This window comes from Modestobacter sp. DSM 44400 (assembly GCF_900107175.1).
In the GTDB taxonomy this organism is placed as follows: domain Bacteria; phylum Actinomycetota; class Actinomycetes; order Mycobacteriales; family Geodermatophilaceae; genus Modestobacter.
The window spans coordinates 66,480-86,519 of the sequence record NZ_FNOZ01000014.1; the positions used below are offsets into that span (position 1 = coordinate 66,480).

Annotated in this window: 21 protein-coding genes and 1 pseudogene; 15 read left to right on the forward strand and 7 right to left on the reverse strand. The window is 73.7% G+C overall.

All coding sequences use genetic code 11. From position 1 onward, the window contains the following. Positions 1 to 10 precede the first annotated feature (10 nt). Entirely contained in the window at positions 11 to 1,255 is a 1,245-nt protein-coding gene (locus BLW04_RS11160; RefSeq protein WP_254781341.1) for a Cache 3/Cache 2 fusion domain-containing protein, read from the reverse strand. A gap of 101 nt (positions 1,256 to 1,356) precedes the next feature. On the opposite strand from BLW04_RS11160, the gene BLW04_RS28355 reads away from it, so the two are divergent. Then, positions 1,357 to 2,238: a response regulator gene (locus BLW04_RS28355; protein ID WP_254781344.1), complete on the forward strand. Its 882-nt coding sequence runs from the start codon at positions 1,357 to 1,359 to the stop codon at positions 2,236 to 2,238. 121 nt (positions 2,239 to 2,359) lie between these two features. Here the strand turns inward: BLW04_RS28355 and BLW04_RS11170 are convergent. After that, positions 2,360 to 2,650: pseudogene (locus BLW04_RS11170) on the reverse strand (type II toxin-antitoxin system VapB family antitoxin); the annotation flags it as partial. Positions 2,651 to 2,887: 237 nt separating this feature from the next. On the opposite strand from BLW04_RS11170, the gene hrcA reads away from it, so the two are divergent. Genes hrcA through BLW04_RS11185 form a run of 3 tightly spaced genes read left to right on the forward strand, consistent with a single transcriptional unit; the run spans position 2,888 to position 5,824 of the window. Then, positions 2,888 to 3,910, forward strand: coding sequence for a heat-inducible transcriptional repressor HrcA (gene hrcA / locus BLW04_RS11175; RefSeq protein ID WP_091540317.1), 1,023 nt, complete (start codon positions 2,888 to 2,890; stop codon positions 3,908 to 3,910). Positions 3,911 to 3,926: 16 nt separating this feature from the next. Continuing rightward, positions 3,927 to 5,063, forward strand: a complete 1,137-nt coding sequence (gene dnaJ, locus BLW04_RS11180) for a molecular chaperone DnaJ (RefSeq protein ID WP_091540321.1) — start codon at positions 3,927 to 3,929, stop codon at positions 5,061 to 5,063. Continuing rightward, on the forward strand, positions 5,060 to 5,824 hold the full coding sequence (locus BLW04_RS11185) for a 16S rRNA (uracil(1498)-N(3))-methyltransferase (protein WP_091540324.1): 765 nt from the start codon (positions 5,060 to 5,062) through the stop codon (positions 5,822 to 5,824). The genes dnaJ and BLW04_RS11185 overlap by 4 nt, the downstream gene beginning before the upstream one ends. A gap of 109 nt (positions 5,825 to 5,933) precedes the next feature. On the opposite strand, the gene BLW04_RS11190 is transcribed toward BLW04_RS11185, so the two are convergent. The 3 genes from BLW04_RS11190 to BLW04_RS11200 are packed head-to-tail and all read right to left on the reverse strand — an operon-like array spanning position 5,934 to position 9,321. Beyond that, positions 5,934 to 7,553: a PhnE/PtxC family ABC transporter permease gene (locus BLW04_RS11190; RefSeq protein WP_091540328.1), complete on the reverse strand. Its 1,620-nt coding sequence runs from the start codon at positions 7,551 to 7,553 to the stop codon at positions 5,934 to 5,936. Next, positions 7,550 to 8,296: a phosphonate ABC transporter ATP-binding protein gene (locus BLW04_RS11195; RefSeq protein ID WP_091540442.1), complete on the reverse strand. Its 747-nt coding sequence runs from the start codon at positions 8,294 to 8,296 to the stop codon at positions 7,550 to 7,552. The genes BLW04_RS11190 and BLW04_RS11195 overlap by 4 nt, the downstream gene beginning before the upstream one ends. Further along, on the reverse strand, positions 8,293 to 9,321 hold the full coding sequence (locus BLW04_RS11200) for a putative selenate ABC transporter substrate-binding protein (RefSeq protein ID WP_091540332.1): 1,029 nt from the start codon (positions 9,319 to 9,321) through the stop codon (positions 8,293 to 8,295). The genes BLW04_RS11195 and BLW04_RS11200 overlap by 4 nt, the downstream gene beginning before the upstream one ends. 43 nt (positions 9,322 to 9,364) lie before the next feature. Between BLW04_RS11200 and BLW04_RS11205 the strand changes: the two genes are divergently transcribed. The 6 genes from BLW04_RS11205 (at position 9,365) to BLW04_RS11230 (ending at position 14,031) form a co-directional block, all read left to right on the forward strand. Then, a complete protein-coding gene (locus tag BLW04_RS11205) occupies positions 9,365 to 9,724 on the forward strand; it encodes an HIT domain-containing protein (protein ID WP_175484012.1) in 360 nt (119 codons plus the stop codon). 28 nt (positions 9,725 to 9,752) lie between these two features. Continuing rightward, positions 9,753 to 10,574 (forward strand): enoyl-CoA hydratase/isomerase family protein, encoded by an 822-nt coding sequence (locus BLW04_RS11210; protein WP_091540336.1) that lies wholly within the window; start codon positions 9,753 to 9,755, stop codon positions 10,572 to 10,574. A 96-nt stretch (positions 10,575 to 10,670) separates the two neighbouring features. Continuing rightward, complete coding sequence (locus BLW04_RS11215; protein ID WP_254781348.1) at positions 10,671 to 11,804, forward strand: PhoH family protein; 1,134 nt, start codon at positions 10,671 to 10,673, stop codon at positions 11,802 to 11,804. A gap of 2 nt (positions 11,805 to 11,806) precedes the next feature. Beyond that, a complete protein-coding gene (gene ybeY, locus BLW04_RS11220) occupies positions 11,807 to 12,313 on the forward strand; it encodes an rRNA maturation RNase YbeY (protein ID WP_091540340.1) in 507 nt (168 codons plus the stop codon). After that, a complete protein-coding gene (locus BLW04_RS11225) occupies positions 12,310 to 13,677 on the forward strand; it encodes a hemolysin family protein (RefSeq protein WP_091540344.1) in 1,368 nt (455 codons plus the stop codon). Before ybeY ends, BLW04_RS11225 begins: the two co-directional genes overlap by 4 nt. A 6-nt stretch (positions 13,678 to 13,683) precedes the next feature. Then, positions 13,684 to 14,031 carry a cytidine deaminase gene (locus BLW04_RS11230; RefSeq protein ID WP_254781351.1) on the forward strand — a complete coding sequence of 116 codons (348 nt, stop codon included), beginning with the start codon at positions 13,684 to 13,686 and terminating at the stop codon, positions 14,029 to 14,031. A gap of 58 nt (positions 14,032 to 14,089) precedes the next feature. Here BLW04_RS11230 and BLW04_RS11235 read toward each other — a convergent pair whose 3' ends face one another. Beyond that, positions 14,090 to 14,686: a hypothetical protein gene (locus BLW04_RS11235; RefSeq protein WP_139306817.1), complete on the reverse strand. Its 597-nt coding sequence runs from the start codon at positions 14,684 to 14,686 to the stop codon at positions 14,090 to 14,092. 162 nt (positions 14,687 to 14,848) lie between these two features. On the opposite strand from BLW04_RS11235, the gene era reads away from it, so the two are divergent. From era to BLW04_RS11255, 4 genes are read left to right on the forward strand one after another with little or no spacing between them, the layout of a single operon-like run. Continuing rightward, a complete protein-coding gene (gene era, locus BLW04_RS11240) occupies positions 14,849 to 15,766 on the forward strand; it encodes a GTPase Era (protein ID WP_091540458.1) in 918 nt (305 codons plus the stop codon). Between the two features lie 9 nt (positions 15,767 to 15,775). After that, positions 15,776 to 16,522 (forward strand): DNA repair protein RecO, encoded by a 747-nt coding sequence (gene recO, locus BLW04_RS11245; RefSeq protein WP_091540351.1) that lies wholly within the window; start codon positions 15,776 to 15,778, stop codon positions 16,520 to 16,522. A 13-nt stretch (positions 16,523 to 16,535) separates the two neighbouring features. Next, positions 16,536 to 17,300, forward strand: coding sequence for an isoprenyl transferase (locus tag BLW04_RS11250; RefSeq protein WP_091540355.1), 765 nt, complete (start codon positions 16,536 to 16,538; stop codon positions 17,298 to 17,300). Continuing rightward, positions 17,293 to 17,580: an antibiotic biosynthesis monooxygenase gene (locus BLW04_RS11255; protein ID WP_254781355.1), complete on the forward strand. Its 288-nt coding sequence runs from the start codon at positions 17,293 to 17,295 to the stop codon at positions 17,578 to 17,580. Before BLW04_RS11250 ends, BLW04_RS11255 begins: the two co-directional genes overlap by 8 nt. A gap of 18 nt (positions 17,581 to 17,598) precedes the next feature. Here BLW04_RS11255 and BLW04_RS11260 read toward each other — a convergent pair whose 3' ends face one another. Beyond that, positions 17,599 to 18,420, reverse strand: coding sequence for an alpha/beta fold hydrolase (locus tag BLW04_RS11260; RefSeq protein WP_175484013.1), 822 nt, complete (start codon positions 18,418 to 18,420; stop codon positions 17,599 to 17,601). Positions 18,421 to 18,561: 141 nt separating this feature from the next. Here BLW04_RS11260 and BLW04_RS11265 point away from each other — a divergent pair, with 141 nt between their 5' ends. Beyond that, entirely contained in the window at positions 18,562 to 19,983 is a 1,422-nt protein-coding gene (locus BLW04_RS11265) for a glycine--tRNA ligase (protein WP_091540359.1), read from the forward strand. Positions 19,984 to 20,040: the final 57 nt, after the last annotated feature.

A 20,040-nucleotide genomic window follows, 5' to 3' on the forward strand; every position in this document is an offset into this window, starting at 1 on the left:
GTCCAGGTTCCTACCCATCTCCGAGCGGCAGCCCCACGTACAGCATGCCGATGAGGTCCCCGGCCGCCGACTGCACGCTCGCGTAGGCGGTGAAGTAGGGCCGCCCGGTGACGGTCGCAGCGCCGGTGTAGGTCTGTCCGGCCAGCACCGCGGCCAGCACGGGATTGGAGCTGCCATCCGGGTTGGACCGGGGGATGTAGGTGCCGATGTTGCGCTTTCCCTCGGCCGTCACGACCGTCGTCGCCACCCGCACCATGCTGCCCTCGTCATCGAGGCGCTGGAACAAGGTGCAGGTCCCACCGACGTTCCGCACGACCTCATCGACCAGCGCGGCCGATCGCCGCGGGTCGTCCTCCCGGTGCAGCGGCACGCCACCGAGGAGCAACTCGGGCAGCTGCGCGGTGCCCGTTTGCGCGGTGACCTGGTTGCGCACGGTCAGCGTGACGCGGGCCGTCCCGAGCTCGATCCCGCCCGCGTCGTCCAGCAGGTCCTGGGCCGTGGCCAGCGCGCGACGGACGTAGACCAGGCGCTGGCTCTCGGCCAGCTGGGCGACCGCCTCGGTGATGCGGGCGGACCCGCTGGCCGCGCGGTCGACGTTGTCCACGACCCGGTCGGCGGCGGCCCGCTGCTGTTCCACTGCCGCAGCGATGGAGTCCTGGGCCTGGGCGATGGAGCCGAGTGTGCCGCTGATCCGCTGGATGACCGCCACCGCCTGCCGGGTCTCCGACTGGACGGCGCCGATCTGCGCCCCGATGTCCTCGGCGGCCTGCGCGGTGCGCCCAGCCAGCTGCTTGACCTCGTCGGCGACCACGGCGAACCCGAGGCCCACCTCTCCGGCGCGCGCTGCCTCGACGTAGGCGTTCAGCGCCAGCATCCGGCTCTGCTGGCTGATGGCGGAGATGAGCCGGACGATCTCGGTGATCGCATCGCTGGCGCTCTGCAGGGCGGCGATCCGCTCGTCGACCGCCTGCGCGTCGCGGACCGCCTCCTCCGCCACCGCGGAGGCCCGGCTGGTGCTCGCCGAGATGTCGCCGATCGCGGCGCGCAGCTCGGTGAGGGACTCGGCCGCCTGCTGCGAGGTGTCCGACACCTCGCGGCTGGCCTGCGACAGCACCCCGGCCTGCTGCGCGGCGGTCTCCATGCTGGCGTCGTGTTCGACCCGGCGGACCGGCCGCGCCAGGGCAGCGGTCGGCGGTGTGGGAGCGACCGCGACCGCACCTGGGGACTCGGGTCCGCGCAGAGCTGTCCAGCGCACGATCCCGCCACCTCCCTGTTCCGGCTCGGCTCCGACCGGAGCGCGGCCCGAGAGTAGGTCGAACGTCGAGTCCGGACGGGCTGCTGGGAGCGGACGCGCCGGTGCCCGATCTGACATCCGTCGGGTCGGGTCGACGACGTCTCGCACTGCCGGGGACGGGCTGCGGCGGCCAGGCTCGACGCACGCTCCCGCCCGCCGCCCTCGAGATCGAGGGGCTGACCGTCCGATACGGCGACACGCTCGCCGTCGACGGCCTCGGCCTGCGCATCGCCGCCGGTGAGACCGTCGCGCTCCTCGGCTCCAACGGGCCCGGCAAGTCCTCCACCGTCAAACGCGGCGCTGGGCCTGTTCCGGCCGGCCGCCGGGACGGTGCGGCTGCTCGGCCGCGATCCGGCGGCCGCCATCGCCGCCGGCGGGGTCGGCGGGGTCGGCGGGGTCGGCGGGGTCGGCTCCAGCGCGGCGGCCTGCCGACCGAGACGCGGGTCGGAGAGGTGCTGGCCGCGAAGCGGACGAGCAGCCCGGACGTCGCCCTGCTCGACATCGAGATGCCCGGGATGGACGGCCTCGCCGCAGCCGGCCAGCTGGCCGCCGAGCTGCCCACCTGCCGGGCGGTGGTGCTGACCACCTTCGGCCGGCCGGGGTTCCTGCGGCGGGCCATGAAGGTCGGCGCGGCCGGGTTCCTGGTCAAGGATTCCACGGTGTCCGAGCTGGCCCGGGCAATCCGCGCGGTGGTCGCCGGCGAGCGGGTGATCGACCGGGACCTCGCCGCGGCGGCGCTGGCCCTGGGCGCGACGCCGCTGTCGGTCCGGGAGGCCGACGTGCTGCGCGCCGCGGCCGGCGGGGCGACCGTCTCCGACATCGCCGGGCGGTTGTTCCTGTCCGAGGGGACCGTGCGCAACCACCTGTCCTCGGCGATCGGCAAGACCGGCGCCCGTCCCCGGGTGGAGGCAGCGCGGGTGGCGGAGGACAAGGGCTGGCTTTGAGTTGCCGGCCGGCTCAGCTGGGGGAGTGCCCACCGGCGGCCGAGCGAGCGTCCGCAGGGAAGTCCGCCGGCGCGGCATCGTCCGTGCCCGGCTCGCCGGCCGGCTGGGCGGGCATCAGTGCGTCGAGGTCCAGCACCCGCACATGGATGACGTTGCGCTGCTGCAGCGCCGCCCGGAGCGCCCGGTGCAGGCCGTCCTCCAGGTACATCTCGCCCAGCCACTGCACGGCGTGCGGGAACAGGTCGCCGTAGAAGGTGGAGTCGTCGGCGAGCAGCGCGTCGAGGGCCAGCTCCAGTTTGGTCGTGACCAGCGTGTCGAGCCGGATCTGCCGAGGGGGGATCAACGCCCAGTCCCGGGTGGAGAAGCCATGGTCGGGGTACGGCCGCCCGTCCCGCACCGCCTTGAAGATCAGGACCGATCCCCCTGCTCCCCGGGCCCCGTCGGCAGGGGCCCGTCGACCGCAGACCAGCCTAGTGGGGGCCGGCGGACGTCGCCGCCCACGGTCGGTGGGGGATCGATCCCACACCCGCGACCTGACGACCCGGGCGCCGGGCGGTCGTATGCTGGCACTCGGCCTGTGGGAGTGCCAGGGCGCCGCCCCGGCCGGTTCCTGCGCGGGCCACGTCGACGGGTACGGGAGGTGTCAGCCGTGGCGCACGACGACCGGCGCCTGCGGGTGCTGCGGGCGATCGTCCAGGACTACGTCTCCACCAACGACCCGGTGGGGAGCAAGGCACTGGCCGCCCGGTACGACCTCGGGGTGAGCCCGGCCACGATCCGCAACGACATGGCCGTCCTCGAGGAGGAGGGTTACATCACCCAGCCGCACACCAGCGCCGGCCGGGTGCCCACCGACAAGGGCTACCGCTTCTTCGTCGACCGGCTGTCGGCGGTCAAGCCGCTGTCGGTGGCCGAACGGCGGGCGATCGAGAAGTTCCTGGACGGCGCGGTCGACCTGCACGACGTCCTCGGGCGGACGGTGCGGCTGCTCGCGCAGTTGACCCGCCAGGTGGCTGTCGTCCAGTACCCGACGCTGTCGCGCAGCGCTGTCCGGCACCTGGAACTGGTGCCGCTCACGGCCTCCCGGCTGCTGATGGTGCTCATCACCGATACCGGCCGGGTCGAGCAGCGGGTCGTGGAGGTCGCCGCCGAGGCCGACGCCGACACCGTCGCCGAGCTGCGCACGCTGCTCAACGCGTCCTTCACCGGCGCCAAGCTGGCCGAGGCCAGCGGCAAGGTCGGTGACCTGGTCGAGGGTGCCCCGCCGCACCTGCGCGGCCTCGTCGCAGCGGTCAGCGCGACGCTGCTGGAAACCCTGATGGAGCCGACCGAGGACCGCCTGGTCATCGGCGGCACGGCCAATCTGGCCCGGGGCAGCGCCCTGGACTTCCCGGGGACCGTGCGCCCACTGCTGGAGGCGCTGGAAGAACAGGTCGTCGTCCTGCGGTTGATGGCCGAGGTGGGGCCCAGCACCGTGCTGGTGAGCATCGGCCAGGAGAACGAGCACGAGGCGCTGACCGGTGCCTCGTTCGTCTCGGTCGGGTACGGCGCCGGCGAACAGGCCCTCGGCGGGCTCGGCGTCGTCGGCCCGACCCGGATGGACTACGCAGGCAACATGGCCGCGGTACGAGCCGTGGCCCGCTACGTCGGCCAGTTGCTGGCCGAGAGCTGAGGACGAGAACACATCGATGGCGACCGACTACTACGGCGTGCTGGGCCTGGCCCAGCACGCCAGTGACACCGAGATCAAGCGCGCCTACCGGAAGCTGGCGCGGGACCTGCACCCCGACGTCAACCCCGAGCCCGGCGCCAAGGAGCGCTTTCAGGAGGTCAGCCGTGCCTACGAGGCGCTGACCGACCCGGAGAAGCGCCGGATCATCGACCTGGGCGGCGACCCGTACGACACCGCCCGGGGCGGCGCCGGCAGCCCGTTCGGCGGCGGCGCCGGGTTCGGCGGCCTGGGCGACATCATGGACGCCTTCTTCGGGGGCGGGGCAGCCGCGCGCGGCCCGCGTAGCCGCACCCGGGCCGGCGGCGACGCGCTCATCCGGGTCGACCTCGACCTGGACGAGACGGTCTTCGGGACGACGACCGACATCACCGTCGACACTGCCGTGCTCTGCGACACCTGCGCCGGCGCGGGCACCGCGCCGGGCACGCACCCGGCCACCTGCACCACCTGCGAGGGCCGCGGCGAGGTGCAGAGCGTGCAGCGCTCCTTCCTCGGCCAGGTCGTCGCCACCCGCCCCTGCCCCACCTGCGGCGGCACCGGGCGGGTCATCCCCGAGCCGTGCCCGAAGTGCGCCGGTGACGGGCGGGTCCGGGCCCGCCGCACCATCCCGGTGAAGATCCCCGCCGGCATCGAGGACGGCATGCGCATCCGGCTGGCCGGCCACGGCGAGGTCGGCCCCGGCGGCGGCCCGGCCGGTGACCTCTACGTCGAGGTGCACGAGCGCCCGCACGAGGTCTTCACCCGCGACGGGGAGGACCTGCACTGCCGGGTCACCCTGCCGATGACGGCCGCAGGCCTCGGGACGACGCTGAAGCTGCAGACCCTCGACGGCGTCGAGGACCTCGACATCAAGGCCGGCACCCAGTCCGGCAGCGTGCTGACCCTGCGCGCCCACGGTGCGCCGCGGCTGCGCGGCACCGGGCGCGGCAACCTGATGGTGCACGTCGACGTGCAGACCCCCACGCGGATCGACGAGCGCCAGCAGGAGCTGCTGCGCGAGCTCGCCGCGCTGCGCGGCGAGGAACTGCCCGTGGGCAGCGGCGCCCCGCAGGGCGGGCTGTTCTCCCGGGTCCGGGACGCGTTCGGGCGATGAGCGTCCCCACCGACAGTGCGGTGCCCGAGCTCGACGGCGCCCCGCTGTTCCTGCTCGACGAGCTGCCCGACGGCGACGTGCTCATCGTGGCGGGGTCCGAAGGGCGGCACGCCGTGGACGTGCTGCGGCTGACCCCGGGAGAGCGGGTGCGGGTCGGCGACGGCCGTGGCCTGGTCGCCGAGGGCACGGTGCTCGCAGCCGGCCCCGACGGACTGCGGGTGCAGGTCGCCGTCCGGCACCAGGTCCCCGAGCCCGCCCCGACGCTGGTGCTGGTGCAGGCGCTGCCCAAGGGTGAGCGCGGCCCGCTGGCCGTGGAGCTGGCCACCGAGCTCGGCGTGGACCGGGTCGTGCCGTGGACGGCGGCCCGCTGCGTCACCAAGTGGCGCGACGACCGCGTGGACAAGGGCCTGGCCAAGTGGCGGTCCGCAGCCCGGGCGGCGAGCAAGCAGGCCCGCCGGCCGCGGGTGCCCGAGGTGACCGAGCCGATGAGCACCCGCCAGGTGTGCGGGCTGCTCACCGACGTCGACCTCGCGCTGGTGCTGCACGAGCAGGCCAGCCGCCCCCTCGCCGGGCTGACCGTGCCGGCCATCGGCACCGTCGCCGTCGTCGTCGGGCCCGAGGGCGGGCTCACCGACGGCGAGGTGGTCGCCTTCCGTGCGGCGGGCGCGCAGGCGGTGCGCCTGGGCGCCGAGGTGCTGCGGACGTCGACCGCCGGCGCCGCTGCGCTGGCTGCGATCTCGGCCGGGACCCGCTGGTTGTAGAACCGGTCCCTAGTTGATCATCGGCGAATGGCTGCTCGCCACGCCGGTGGGGTCAACCGGTTGCCGTTGATCAACTCGGGGGTGGTCGCAAGCGTTCCTTCCCCGCAACTCATCTCAGCGCCGCTCGGGCGCGGGCGCTGACCAGGTCCACGGCCAGCGTCAGCAGCACCAGCGCGATCAGGATCGTGGTCACCGCGGCCCAGTCGAAGGCCCCCACCCGGGAGGCGAGCAGCGCACCGAGCCCGCCGGCACCGAGCAGCCCCACCAGCACGCTGTCCCGGATGGCAACTTCCCACCGGTAGAGCGCGTAGGCCAGCACCGGCCCGGTGGCCCCGGGCAGCACCCCGTACAGCCACCCGGCAGCCGGGCCGGCGCCGAGTGCGGCCAGTGCGGCCCGGGGCCGGGGGTCCAGCTCCTCGGTGGCCTCCGCGGCCAGCCGGCCGAGCACGCCCAGGGTGTAGAGGCCCAGGGCCACCGCACCGGGCAGCACGCCCGGCAGCAGCACGAACAGCACCACCAGTGCCCACACCGGCGGCGGGACGGCGCGCAGCAGCAGCAATCCCATCCGGACGGCGGTCCCGGTCAGCCGCCGTCCCGGCCCTGTGGGCCCGGCGGGCTGCGCGGCCAGGCCGGCGAGGGCGACGGTGCCGACGGTGGCCAGCGCGATGGCGATCACCGACATCTGCACCGTGTCCACCGCCAGGACGGCGATCGAGCGCAGCAGCCCGCCGTCGGTGTCCGGCGGCCAGGCCGCGCCCAGCACGTAGCCCAGCTGCTCCCGGGTCCGCTCGGCGAACAGCGTGGCCGGGGAGATCGCCAGGTACCACCACGACCAGGCCACCAGCGCCAGCGTGGTCAGCACCGCCGCGGTCAGCACCCGATCGCGGGCCAGCCGGTCGCCCGGGGTGCGCGGGGCGGCCAGCCGGCGACGGACAGCGCGTCCACCGACGTCGGCGAGCAGGCACAGCGCGGCCAGCGCGTAGACGCAGCTCCACACCTGCTCCCAGCGCAGCGAGCTGAACGACAGCGCCAGCTGGTACCCGAGCCCGCCGGCGCCGATCAGTCCGAGCACGACCGCGGACCGGACCGCGCACTCCAGCCGGTAGAAGGCGTAGGACAGCAGCCCGCCGGACGCCGGGGGCAGCAGCCCGTAGAGCGCCGCGGCGATCCGGCCCGAGCCGGCGGCCAGCAGCGCGTCGTAGCTGCCGCGGGGCACCTCGTCGAGCAGGTCGGCGAAGACCTTGGCGGTCACCGCGCCGTAGGCCAGGCCGATGGCCAGCACCCCCACCCAGGGGTCCAGACCCAGCACGTTGACCAGCAGCAGCCCCCACACCGCCTCGTGCAGCCCGCGGGGGACGGCGAGCGCCCCGCGGGCCAGCGTCCAGCCCAGCCGGCGCCGTCCCCAGGTCGTGCGGGCGACGAGCACCGCCCCCAGCGCGCCGAGCAGCACCGCCAGCGCCGCGCCGAGGACGGCGTAGGCGATCGTGATCAGCGCGCTGGAGGCCAGCACCTGCAGGAAGGCGGCGTCCAGCGCGGGGGAGAGGGCGGTGCCGGCGAACCGGCCGAACTGTGCCCGGCCGGCCGGGTTGACGACGTTCCCGCTGAACAGCCCAGCGCCGGCCAGCGACCAGAGGACGACGGCGACCGCGCCCAGCCCCCACGCCCACCGGGCCCGCGCCCGGTGCAGGCGGGACGGCACCGTCGGCGGTGACTCCAGGACGGCGGTCACCGCGGTGCCCCGTAGAAGGTGGCCAGGTCCCCGACGGTGAGCGCAGACGTGGGTGCGTCGAGCGCCACCCGGCCGGCGACGAGCCCGACGACCCGGGTGCAGTGCCGCAGCGCCAGCGCGGGGTCGTGCAGCGAGGCCACCAGCGCGCCGCCGGGCTCGGTCGCCAGCTCCGCCAGCAGCCCCAGGACGCGGTCGGCCAGGGCCGGGTCCAGCGCGGACGCCGGCTCGTCGGCGAGCACGAGTTCCGGTCGCTGCACGAGCAGCCGGGCGACGGCGACCCGCTGCCGCTGCCCGCCGGAGAGCCGGTCGGTGCGCTCGAACACCCGGTCGGCCAGGTCGAGCCGGGCCAGCGCGGCCAGCACCTCCGGCAGGCCCTGCGGGCGCGCCAGCGACCAGGCCGCCCGGCCGGCCGGCCAGCTGCCCAGCCGGCCGGCGTTGACGTTGTGCACCACCCGCAGCTGCCCGACCAGCTCGAGATGCTGGTGCACCGTGCCGACCCGTGCGCGCAGCCGGCGCAGCGCCCGGCCGCGCAGTGCGGCCACGTCCGCGCCCAGCACCTGCACCGACCCGGCAGTGGGGGGAACCGCACCGTTGGCCAGCGCCAGCAACGTCGACTTGCCCGCACCGGAGGGCCCGACCACGGCGACCCGCTCGCCGGCGTCGACGACGAGGTCGACGCCGGCCAGCGCGGTCGTGCCGCCGAAGCGGACCTCGACGCCGGAGAGCCGCAGGACGGCGGTCAGCTGACCAGTCCCAGCTGCCGGCCGATCTCCTCGATCTGATCGTAGTTCGAGGCCTCCGTCGGCACGAAGGAGCCGGCGCCGAACAGGTCGAGGACCTCCGCGCCACCGGGGTCGTCGGCGGACAGCCCGGTGAAGTAGCCGGTCAGCCGGTCGGGGAGGTCCGCGCCGAGCCGCTCGACCGCCTGGGGTCCGAGCAGCCAGTGGTAGTCGGAGAAGGCCGGCGTCCGGGCGTACTGCACGACCGCCGGGTCGACCGAGCCCTCGGCGGTGCGCGTCGTCCAGACCTGCTCGTTGAGCACCCCGGCCTGATAGCTGCCCGACGCCACGAGCCCGAGGGTCGCGTCGTGCGAGCCGGAGAACCCGGGTCCGCCGGGGAAGCCCTGCGGGTCGACGCCCTGCTGCTGCAGGAAGTACGCGGGCATGAGCCGGCCGGACGTCGACGTCTCGCTGCCGTAGGTGAACCGAAGCCCGGCCAGCGGGGTGAGGTCGTCCGAGGGGGCGAGCCCGGTCGCGGCGTTGACCACGAAGACCGAGTGGAACGCCTCGTCGATGTCGCGTTGGGCGATCGGGGTCGCGCCCGGGGTCTGCAGCCGGGCCTGCACGCCGGTCAGCCCGCCGAACCAGACCAGGTCCAGGTCGCCGGTGCGGAACAGCGAGACGGCGGCGGCGTAGTCGGTGACCGGCTGGTAGGCGACCTCGAGGTCCAGGGCGGCGGACATGGAGTCCGCGACGGTGCCGTAGAGGCGCGCCAGGACCTCGGGGTCCTGGTCGGGGATGGCGCCGATGCTCAGCCGGCCGGTCGAACCCGCGGGCGCGGCACGGGCGACGGGGGAGGTGCGGCCGCAGGCGGTGAGACCGGCGGCGGCGAGGGCCGCGGTGCCGGCGAGGAAGCCGCGGCGGGAGAGCGGGAGGTGCGGAACGGGACCACCCGACCGGGCAGCGCGATGGGTGCTCACTACGTCCTCGGACAGGGGATGGGTGCGGACACGGGGTACCTCCAGCGGGACGATGGGGTGCGGGCTCATCGTCGGGCATCGCTGCGGCTGCTGCTCACCTAGGGTCAGGGTCGTGACGGACTGCCTGTTCTGCCGGATGGTCGCCGGGGAGATCCCGGCCGACGTCGTCCACGAGACCGAGCGCACCTTCGCCTTCCGGGACATCAACCCGCAGGCCCCCACCCATGTGCTGGTGGTCCCCAAGGACCACCACGCGACCGCCGGACTGCTGGTCGGTGCCGACCCGCAGCTGCTGGCCGAGGTGGTGGCCGCGGCCCACGCGGTCGCCGTGGCCGAGGGTCTGGTGACCGAGGACGGGGCCGAGCCGGGGTACCGGCTGGTGGCCAACACCGGACCGGCCGCCGGCCAGACGGTCCACCACGTGCACCTGCACGTCCTGGGCGGGCGCCCGATGGGCTGGCCGCCCGGCTGAGCTCGCCTGCGCCTGCGAGAGTGTCCGCGTGACCGAGACCACTGCCCCCGTCCGGGTCGAGCGGGACGGCGACGTCGCCGTCGTCGTCCTGGACAACCCCCCGCTCAACCTGTTCGACCAGGCGGTCTTCGATGCCTGGGAACGGGTCACCGCGGAGCTCGCCGAGCTCACCGACCCCGCCCGGCCCGACCGGGCCCGCGCGGTGCTGATCGAGGCTCGCGGCAAGGTCGTCTCCGCCGGCGTCGACGTGCACCTGTTCGCAGAGATCGCCGAGGGCCCGGACGCCGTCGCCCGTGGTGGGGCACTGTGGGCCCGGCTGCTGCGCACGGTGCAGACGCTGGAGGACCTCCCGGTGCCCACCGTCTTCGCCGCCCACGGGCTCACCCTCACCGCGGCGTTCGAGATCTCGCTGGCCTGCGACATCCTGCTCGCCGCCGAGCGTGCCTCCTTCGGCCTGGTGGAGATCGTCGTGGGGCTCACCCCGTCGATGGGCGGGCCGCAGCGGCTGGCCGAGCGGGCCGGTCCGGCGCGGGCCCGGGAGCTGGTCTTCACCGGCGAGCGCTACCCGGCCGCCGTCCTGGAGCGGTGGAACGTCGTCAACCGGGTGCTGCCCGACGAGGGCTTCGCCGAGGCCGCCCGCGAGTACGCCCGCCGGGTCGCCGCCGGCCCCACCGTCGCCCACGCGGCGACCAAGCGGCTGGTCGCCACCGCGGTCCGGCACGGGGTACGAGCGGCGGACGACGTCGTCCCGGCCGTCTCGGGGCTGCTGTTCGGCACCGCGGACCTGCGCGGGGCCGTGGCCTCCTTCCTCACCGACGGCCCGGGAAAGGCCGGCTACACCGGGCGCTGACCCCCTGGAGGTGTGAACCCGGGCTCGTCGGGTCGTCCGCGCGGGTAGACTGGCCCGGGTCACAGCCCCGTCGCAGGAAGGCAGGGTCGAGCGTTCTTGCCCGACACCTCACCAGGGTCCACCCCGCCCGGTGCCAGCGAGTCCCGTGAGGCTTCGGCGCGCGCCGCCGGCCTCGGGAACATCGACAACACGACCGCCGACGGCGGGCCCCCGGCCGTCCGCACCGCCATCACCGTCCCGGCGCGCGTCTCCATGGTCGCCCTCCTCGGCTCGGGCGACGAGATCCTCCGACTGGTCGAGGACGAGCTCACCGCCGACGTCCACGTGCGCGGCAACGAGATCTCCGTCACCGGTCAGCCGGCCGACAACGCCTTCGCCGTCCGCGTCTTCGACGAACTGATCGCGCTGCTGAACACCGGGCAGGCGCTGCGCCCGGACTCGGTGCGCCGCGTGGTGGCGATGCTCAGGAGTGGCGGGTCCGAGCGGCCGGCCGACGTCCTGAGCCTGGACATCATCAGCCGCCGGGGCCGCACCATCCGGCCCAAGACGCTGAACCAGAAGCGCTACGTCGACGCGATCGACGACCACACCGTGATCTTCGGCATCGGCCCGGCCGGCACCGGCAAGACCTACCTGGCCATGGCCAAGGCCGTGCAGGCGCTGCAGACCAAGCAGGTCAACCGGATCATCCTGACCCGGCCGGCCGTCGAGGCCGGCGAGCGGCTGGGCTTTCTGCCCGGCTCGCTGTCGGAGAAGATCGATCCCTACCTGCGGCCGCTGTACGACGCGCTGCACGACATGGTCGACCCCGAGTCGATCCCGCGGCTGATGGCCGCCGGCACCATCGAGGTCGCCCCGCTGGCGTACATGCGTGGCAGGAGTCTGAATGACGCGTTCGTGATCCTCGACGAGGCGCAGAACACCACTGCCGAGCAGATGAAGATGTTCCTGACCCGGCTGGGCTTCGGCTCCAAGATGGTGGTCACCGGCGACGTCACCCAGGTCGACCTCCCGGGTGGCGCGCAGAGCGGGCTGCGGATCGTGCGGGACATCCTCGACGGCATCGAGGACGTCCACTTCGCCCTGCTGACCAGCTCCGACGTCGTCCGGCACCGGCTGGTCGGCGACATCGTCGACGCCTACGAGCGCTGGGACGCCGCCCGGCAGTCCGGCCCGACCGCGGCGCCACAGGCCCGGGCCACCCGGCCGCGCCGCCAGCAGGGGAGCTGAGCGTGGCCGTCGAGGTCGCCAACGAGTCCGAGATCTCCGTCGACGAGCACGCGCTGGCCGGCGTCTGCCGCTACGTGCTGGGAGAGCTGGACGTCAGCCCGCTGGCCGAGCTGTCTGTGCTGTGCGTGGACGTCGACTACATGGCCAGCCTGCACGAGCGGTGGATGGGGGAGAAGGGCCCGACCGACGTGCTGGCCTTCCCGATGGACGAGCTGGACACCGCCCGCCCCGACGACCCCGACCCGGGTCCGGCGCTGCTCGGTGACGTCGTGCTCTGCCCCGCCGTCGCGGTACGGCAGGCGCGCGCGGCCGGCCATTCCATGGGCGACGAGCTGCTGCTGCTAGCCACCCACGGGGTGCTGCACCTGCTCGGCTACGACCACATGGAGCCCGACGAGGAGAAGGAGATGTTCGGCCTGCAGACCACGCTGCTCGACGGCTGGCGCTCCACGCCCCGTGACCCGGTGACGGGGGAGCCGACCGCCAGCGGGGAGTCGGGTCCCCGATGAGCCCGACCGCGGTGGTCCTGCTCGTGATCGCCGTCGCCCTCGTCCTGCTGGCCGGCGTCTTCGCCGCACTGGAGGCCGCCCTGCAGCGGCTGTCCAAGGCGCGGGCGGAGGAAATGCGCCGCGACGGGGTCAAGCACGCCGCCGCTCTCTGCCGGGTGGTCGAGGACCGCGCCCGGCACGTCGCCCTGCTGCTCCTGCTGCGGATCGTCTGCGAGATGACCGCGGCGGTGCTGGTGGCCGACGTCTTCTTCCGGCTCTTCGACAGCGTCGCCCTCGGCGTGGTCACCGCGGCCGGGGTGATGGTCGTCGTCAGCTACGTGCTGATCGGCGTCGGCCCGCGCACCGTGGGCCGCCAGCACGCCTACAGCATCGCGCTGTCCGGGGCCAAGCTGATCCGCCTGCTCGGCCGGCTGCTGGGCCCGGTCGCCACGCTGCTGATCCTGGTCGGCAACGCGATCACGCCCGGCCGCGGCTACCGCGACGGCCCGTTCTCCAGCGAGGTCGAGCTGCGCGAGCTGGTCGACATGGCCGAGGAGCGCGGTGTCGTCGAGGCCGGCGAGCGCAACATGATCCACGGCGTGTTCGAGCTGGGCGACACCATCGCCCGCGAGGTGATGGTGCCCCGGCCCGACGTGGTCTGGATCGAGAGCACCAAGACGCTGCGGCAGGCCCTGGCGCTGGCGCTGCGCAGCGGGTTCAGCCGCATCCCGGTCATCGGCGAGAACGTCGACGACGTGCTGGGCATCGTCTACCTGAAGGATCTGGTCCGCCGGTCCCAGGGCGCCAGCGACTCCACCCGGGTGGCCCCGCAGGTCGCCGAGCTGATGCGCCCGGCGAGCTTCGTCCCGGAGTCGAAGCCGGTCGACGAGCTGCTGCGGGAGATGCAGGCCCAGCGCACGCACATGGCCGTCGTCGTGGACGAGTACGGCGGCTTTGCCGGCCTGGTGACGATCGAGGACATCCTCGAGGAGATTGTCGGGGAGATCGACGACGAGCACGACGCCGTCCAGCGCCCGCCGGTCGAGGAGCTCACCGACGGCTCGGTGCGGATCACCGCCCGGCTGCCGGTGGAGGACCTCGCCGAGCTGTTCAAGGTGGAGCTGCCCGAGGACGACGACGTGGAGACCGTGGGCGGCCTACTGGCCCGCGAGCTCGGCCGGGTGCCGATCGAGGGCTCGGTCGCCGAGGTCGGGGGCCTGCGCCTGGTCGCCGAGAGCACCGGCGGGCGGCGCAACCGCATCGACACGCTGCTGGTCTGCCGGGTGCCCGGGCCGGGCGACCAGGACGGCGCGGACGGGCGCGGCCGGGCCGACGAGGGCGAGCCGGCCGGGCGTCAGCCCGAGCACGCCGTCGTGGAAGGCTGACTGCTCGTGAGTGCCGCTGACCTGCCTGAACTGGACCCCGAGGACGCCAAGCTGGTGACCCTCGCGCGCTCTGCCCGCGGCCGCACCGGCGCGGCCGAGGGTGCGGCCGTGCGCGACACCGACGGCCGCACCTACCTGGCGGCCACGGTCTCGCTGCCCTCGCTGCAGCTGACCGCGCTGCAGGCGGCCGTCGCGGCGGCGGTGTCCAGTGGCGTCACCGGTCTGGAGGCCGCGGCCGTGGTGAGCGCCGCGGACGCGGTCGAGGACGCCGGGCTGACTGCCGTCCACGACCTGACGCCGTCCGCGCCGGTGTACCTGGCCGGCCCGGACGGGGCCCTGCGCACCACCGCCTGAAGAAGGACCCCGTCCTCCCACCCCTCGCGAGCTCGGGGCGGTGCCCTGGACGGGGCCGTCAAGGGAGGGGGTGGCCCAGGGCGTCGGCGAAGGCGGCCGGGTCGCGCACCCACACGGTGAACGCCTGCTCGGTGACCGCGTCGCCGTCCAGGTGCCGCACCGTGACCCGGCGCCGGCCGGGCCACCAGCCGCCGCGGCGCTTGGGCTTCGGCCAGCCTTTCGGCGCCGAGCCCAGCACGACGTCGGTGACCAGGACCCGCGGCACGATCCCGAAGGACGACGTCTGCCGCAGCCCGGCGATGTCGGTGGACACCCCGACGTCGGAGACGGTCAGCCGACCGGTGGCCCCGAGAAGCACGAGGGCGGCCAGGCCGAACGCGAGCGGGAGTTCGTCGGTGACCGCGGCGCTGCCGTCGCGCCAGCCGAGGAAGCCGAGCCAGGCGGCGAGGGCGGCGACGGTCAGCAGCACCACCAGCGGGCTCGCCGCGTCGTACTGCCAGTACCGCAGGGGCGGCGGGACGACCGTGACGGTGCGCTTGGGGCCGCGCCCCGCGAAGAAGCCGTAGCTGGTCACCTGGCTGACGTGCCGCTCCCGGTCACGGGCCGCCTGCACCACGAGGGGTTCGCCGTGCTCACGTCGCGACCGGGGAGGCATGCGGTCATGATCCCAGCTGCGTCCGCACGCCCGGGACGGCGGCTCTTGCGGTGTTCTCCCTACTCTTGCGCTGTTGCCCGACCGCAGGAGCGGATGGAACAGCGCAAGAGTGCTCGCGCCCGGGACCGCGGGACCGTCGTAGCCGGGTGGAAGACTGGCTCCGTGAGCACCCCCGAGCACGCGCCGCACCGCAGCGGCTTCGCCGCCCTCGTCGGCCGGCCCAACGCCGGGAAGACCACGCTCACGAACGCGCTGGTCGGCGAGAAGGTCGGCATCGTCAGCAACCGCCCGCAGACCACCCGGCACGCGATCCGCGGTGTCGTGCACCGGTCACAGGGCCAGCTGGTGCTGGTCGACACCCCGGGCTTGCACAAGCCCAAGAGCCTGCTGGGCCAGCGGCTCAACGACGTCGTCCGCGACACCCTGTCCGACGTCGACGTCATCGTCTTCTGCATCCCCGCCGACCAGCCGGTGGGCACCGGCGACGCCTACATCGCCCGGCAGCTCAAGGAGGTGTCCACCCCGGTCGTGCTGGTGGTCACCAAGACCGATACGGCGAGCAAGAAGGCCATCACCGCCCAGCTGATCGCGGCCAGCCAGTTGGTCGAGGCCCGCGAGATCGTGCCGGTCAGCGCGGTGGCCGGCGATCAGGTCGAGCTGTTGAGCGACCTGCTGATCGGGATGCTGCCCGAGGGGCCGCCGCTGTATCCCAGGGAGCAGACCACCGACGAGGACGTCGAGCGACAGATCGCCGAACTGGTGCGGGAAGCGGCGCTGGAGAAGGTCCGCCAGGAGGTGCCGCACTCGCTTGCGGTCAGCGTCGAGGAGATCATCCGCAAGCCCGACCCCCGCGATGCGAGCGCCGTGTTCACCGAGGTGCACGCCCTGCTGCACGTCGAGCGGGCCAGCCAGAAGCCGATGCTGCTGGGCAAGGGCGGGCAGACCATCAAGGCGATCGGCAGCGAGGCCCGGGTCGGACTGGAGACGCTGCTCGGCGGCCGGGTGCACCTGGACCTGCACGTGACGGTGCTCGGCGAGTGGCAGGACGACCCGAAGAAGCTCAACCGGCTCGGGTACTGAGTTGCTCCCGTGAGCTCAGTCCCGCAGTCGCTGTACCGGGACGAGGGCATCGTCCTGCGCACCCAGAAGCTGGGTGAGGCCGACCGGATCATCACCGTGCTCACCCGGCGCACCGGCAAGGTCCGGGCGGTGGCCAAGGGCGTGCGGCGCACCAAGAGCAAGTTCGGCGCCCGGCTGGAGCCGTTCAGCCACGTCGACCTGCAGCTCTACACCGGCCGCAACCTCGACATCGTCAGCCAGGCCGAGTCGATCCGCGCCTACGGACCGGGCATCGCCGGCGATTACCGCGCCTACACCGCCGGCACCGCGGTGCTGGAGACCGCCGACCGGCTGACCGCGGAGGAGAAGGAGCCGTCGCTGCGGATGTTCCTACTGGTGGTGGGCGCGCTGCGGACGCTGGCGGAGGGGGAGAAGCCGCCGACCCTGGTGCTGGACGCGTTCCTGCTGCGGGCCATGTCGGTGGCCGGCTGGGAACCGGCGCTCGGTGACTGCGCCCGCTGCGGCGAGGCCGGGCCGCACCGGCACTTCTCCGTCCCGGCCGGTGGCTCGGTCTGCCCGTCCTGCCGGCCGACCGGCTCGTCGATGCCCAGCCCGGTCACCATCGAGTTGATGGAGGCGCTGTTGAGCGGCGACTGGGCCCGGGCGGAGGCGAGCCAGGGCACCAACCGCCGGGAAGGCAGCGGACTGGTCGCGGCACTGCTGCAGTGGCACCTGGAGCGCGGCCTGCGCTCGCTGCCGTTGGTCGACCGCACGTGAGAGGACAGGCGCTGTGAACCGGGTCGTCAAGCAGCCGAACCCGCACCCGTCGGGCGCGCGCCCGCCGGACATCCCGGCGGGCAAGGTGCCCGGGCACGTGGCGATCGTGATGGACGGCAACGGCCGCTGGGCCAAGGCCCGCGGGCTGCCCCGCACCGCCGGTCACGAGGCCGGGGAGTCCTCGCTGTTCGACTGCGTCGAAGGCGCCATCGAGCTGGGCATCACCGCGATCAGCGCCTACGCCTTCTCCACCGAGAACTGGCGGCGCAGCCCCGACGAGGTCCGCTTCCTGATGGGCTTCAACCGCGACGTCATCCGCCGTCGCCGCGACGAGATGCACGACCTCGGGGTGCGGGTGCGCTGGGCCGGACGTCGTCCGAAGCTGTGGCGCAGCGTGATCAAGGAGCTCGAGGTCGCCGAGGAGCTGACCCGGGACAACGACGTCCTGACGCTGACGATGTGCGTCAACTACGGGGGCAGGGCCGAGATCGCCGACGCCGCGGCCGCGATCGCCCGCGAGGTCGCGGCCGGCCGGCTCAAGCCGGACAAGGTCACCGAGGAGACCGTGGCCCGGTTCCTCGACGAGCCCGACATGCCCGACGTCGACCTGTTCGTGCGCAGCTCCGGGGAGAACCGCACCAGCAACTTCCTGCTCTGGCAGTCCGCCTACGCCGAGCTCGTCTTCCTCGACACTCTCTGGCCGGACTTCGACCGCCGGCACCTGTGGGCGGCGTGCGAGGAGTACGCCTCCCGGCAACGCCGGTTCGGCAGTGCCTGAACCGGTGTTCGCCGTCACCCGGCTGCGCGCCGACGAGTCCGACGTCCCCTCGTTGCTGATCGCGGTGAACGAGCTGCTGGCGCTCCTGCGCCAACGCCACGGGTTCCGGGACGGTGCCGTGGGCCGGGCCGCCGACGAACCAGGCCTGCTCGCCCTCTGGACGACGTGGGACGGCGTCGGCGCCTACCGGCGGGCCCTCGGCGCGACCGAGGTGAAGATCGCCGGCGCGCCCGTCTGGCTGCACGCCGTCGACGAGCCGGGCGTCTACCTCACCGACTGAGCGCGGCGGCTCGCGCCCTCAGGCGGCGGTCGCGAGGCGCACTGGGGCAGCGTCGGTGGACCGGGCCGCGGTCTGGTGCACCAGACGGACGATCGTGCCCGGCCGGTCCGAGAGGGGGGAGTGCCCGCCGGCCAGCAGCGGCCGGAACCGTGAACCGGGAACCAGCGGGAGGTAGCGCATCGTCTGGCCGGACGCGACGAGGTCCGCCGCGCCCTGGACCAGCGTGACCGGGCAGTCGATCTGGTCCATGCCACGCGGCACGTCGAGCAGCAGGGCCCACAGCAGGGTGCGCCAGTAGTCGCGGGCGTCGGAGAACCCGTCCCGGGCGGCCAGAGCCTCGTCCGGGGTGGCCTGCCAGGGGCGGCCCTTCAGCGCGGTGAGCAGGGCCGTGCGTCCGAGCGCCGAGCGGGACAGCGGCTTGATGAGCGGGCCGACCGACCGGAAGGCCACCCGGGCGACGGCCATGCCGGTCCCCTGGTAGGCCCGTTCGGGAAGGGCGTTCAGGCCGGACGGCGCGATGGCCACCACAGACCGCGCCCGGCAACGGCGGGCGAGCTCGAGGGCGACCCGGGCGCCCAGGGAGTTGCCCAGGACGTGCACCCGGCCCAGGCCCTCGGCGTCCAGCGTGGCCTCGACCGCGTCGGTGATGGCGGCGACGGTGGGGCGCTGCTCGAGGTGTGCGGAGCGCCCGGACCCGGGGAGGTCGAGGGCCACGACCTCGAAGGCGGCGGACAGGGCCGGTAGTAGCGGGGCGAAGTCCCGACGGGAGCTCCCCATGCCGTGGAGGAGGAGAAGGGGCTCGCCGCGCCCCGAGCGGGTGACGGACAGGTTCAGGTGCATCTGCGGGGGATACCCCCGGCCCCACCGCAGTGCGCGTGAGATGCCGCACGGCTGATGGCCCGACGCCCCGGGGGACCGCTCGCAGCCCCCGACTAACCTTCGAGGCTCACCCGCCGACCGCCAGCCGGATGGAGCCCGCACATGTCGAGCACCCCGAACGAGACTCCCGAGCGGCGCAAGGCCGACCCGGCCCGCCTGGAGAAGGTGGTCAACCTCTGCAAGCGACGGGGGTTCGTCTTCCCCTCCGGTGAGATCTACGGAGGCACCCGCTCCGCCTGGGACTACGGGCCGCTGGGCGTCGAGCTCAAGGAGAACATCAAGAAGCAGTGGTGGCGCACGGTCGTGCAGAGCCGGGACGACGTCGTCGGCCTGGACTCCTCGGTCATCCTGCCCCGCCAGGTGTGGGTCGCCTCCGGTCACGTCGGTGTCTTCACCGACCCGCTGACCGAGTGCCAGAACTGCCACAAGCGGTTCCGCGCCGACCACCTGGAGGAGGAGTTCGAGGAGAAGAAGGGCCGGGTCCCGGAGAACGGCCTGCTCGACATCACCTGCCCCAACTGCGGGGTGAAGGGCTCCTGGACCGAGCCGCGGGACTTCAACATGATGCTGAAGACCCACCTCGGCCCGGTCGAGGACGAGTCGGGGCTGCACTACCTGCGCCCGGAGACCGCCCAGGGCATCTTCGTGAACTTCGCCAACGTGATGGGCGCGGCGCGGAAGAAGCCGCCGTTCGGCATCGGCCAGATCGGCAAGTCCTTCCGCAACGAGATCACCCCCGGCAACTTCATCTTCCGGACCCGTGAGTTCGAGCAGATGGAGATGGAGTTCTTCGTCCAGCCCGGCACGGACGAGGAGTGGCACCAGTACTGGATCGACGAGCGCACCCGCTGGTACACCGACCTGGGCATCGACGCCGCCAACCTGCGGCACTACGAGCACCCGAAGGAGAAGCTGAGCCACTACTCGACGCGCACCGTCGACATCGAGTACCGCTTCGGCTTCACCGGCTCGGAGTGGGGCGAGCTCGAGGGCATCGCCAACCGCACCGACTTCGACCTGAAGACGCACTCGGAGCACTCCGGCAACGACCTGTCCTACTTCGACCAGGCCGAGGGCTCGCGCTGGACGCCCTACGTCATCGAGCCGGCGGCCGGCCTCACCCGGTCGCTGATGGCGTTCCTGGTGGAGGCCTACACCGAGGACGAGGCGCCCAACGCCAAGGGCGGCGTCGACACCCGCACGGTGCTCAAGCTCGACCCGCGGCTGGCGCCGGTGAAGGCCGCCGTCCTGCCGCTGTCGCGCAACGCCGACCTCTCGCCCAAGGCCCGCGACCTGGCCGCGACCCTGCGCCGGAACTGGAACGTCGACTTCGACGACGCCGGCGCGATCGGCCGTCGCTACCGGCGGCAGGACGAGATCGGCACGCCGTTCTGCCTCACCGTCGACTTCGACACCCTCACCGACGACGCGGTAACCATCCGGGAGCGGGACTCGATGAGTCAGGAGCGGATCGGCCTGGACGCCGTCGTCGGCTACCTCGCCGCGCGCCTGCCCGGCTGCTGAAGAAGGACCCCGCTGCCCCCCACCGCTCGCACGCTCGCGGCGGGCCCCTGCAGCGGG

What these genes read in the sequence shown, in the direction of transcription:
- dnaJ (WP_091540321.1), top strand. Translation starts at nt 3,927, where the DNA reads ATGGCGACCGACTACTACGGCGTGCTGGGCCTGGCCCAGCACGCCAGT.
- BLW04_RS11185 (WP_091540324.1), top strand. Translation starts at nt 5,060, where the DNA reads ATGAGCGTCCCCACCGACAGTGCGGTGCCCGAGCTCGACGGCGCCCCG.
- BLW04_RS11200 (WP_091540332.1), bottom strand. Translation starts at nt 9,321, where the DNA reads ATGAGCCCGCACCCCATCGTCCCGCTGGAGGTACCCCGTGTCCGCACC.
- BLW04_RS11225 (WP_091540344.1), top strand. Translation starts at nt 12,310, where the DNA reads ATGAGCCCGACCGCGGTGGTCCTGCTCGTGATCGCCGTCGCCCTCGTC.
- BLW04_RS11235 (WP_139306817.1), bottom strand. Translation starts at nt 14,686, where the DNA reads ATGCCTCCCCGGTCGCGACGTGAGCACGGCGAACCCCTCGTGGTGCAG.
- BLW04_RS11260 (WP_175484013.1), bottom strand. Translation starts at nt 18,420, where the DNA reads ATGCACCTGAACCTGTCCGTCACCCGCTCGGGGCGCGGCGAGCCCCTT.
- BLW04_RS11265 (WP_091540359.1), top strand. Translation starts at nt 18,562, where the DNA reads ATGTCGAGCACCCCGAACGAGACTCCCGAGCGGCGCAAGGCCGACCCG.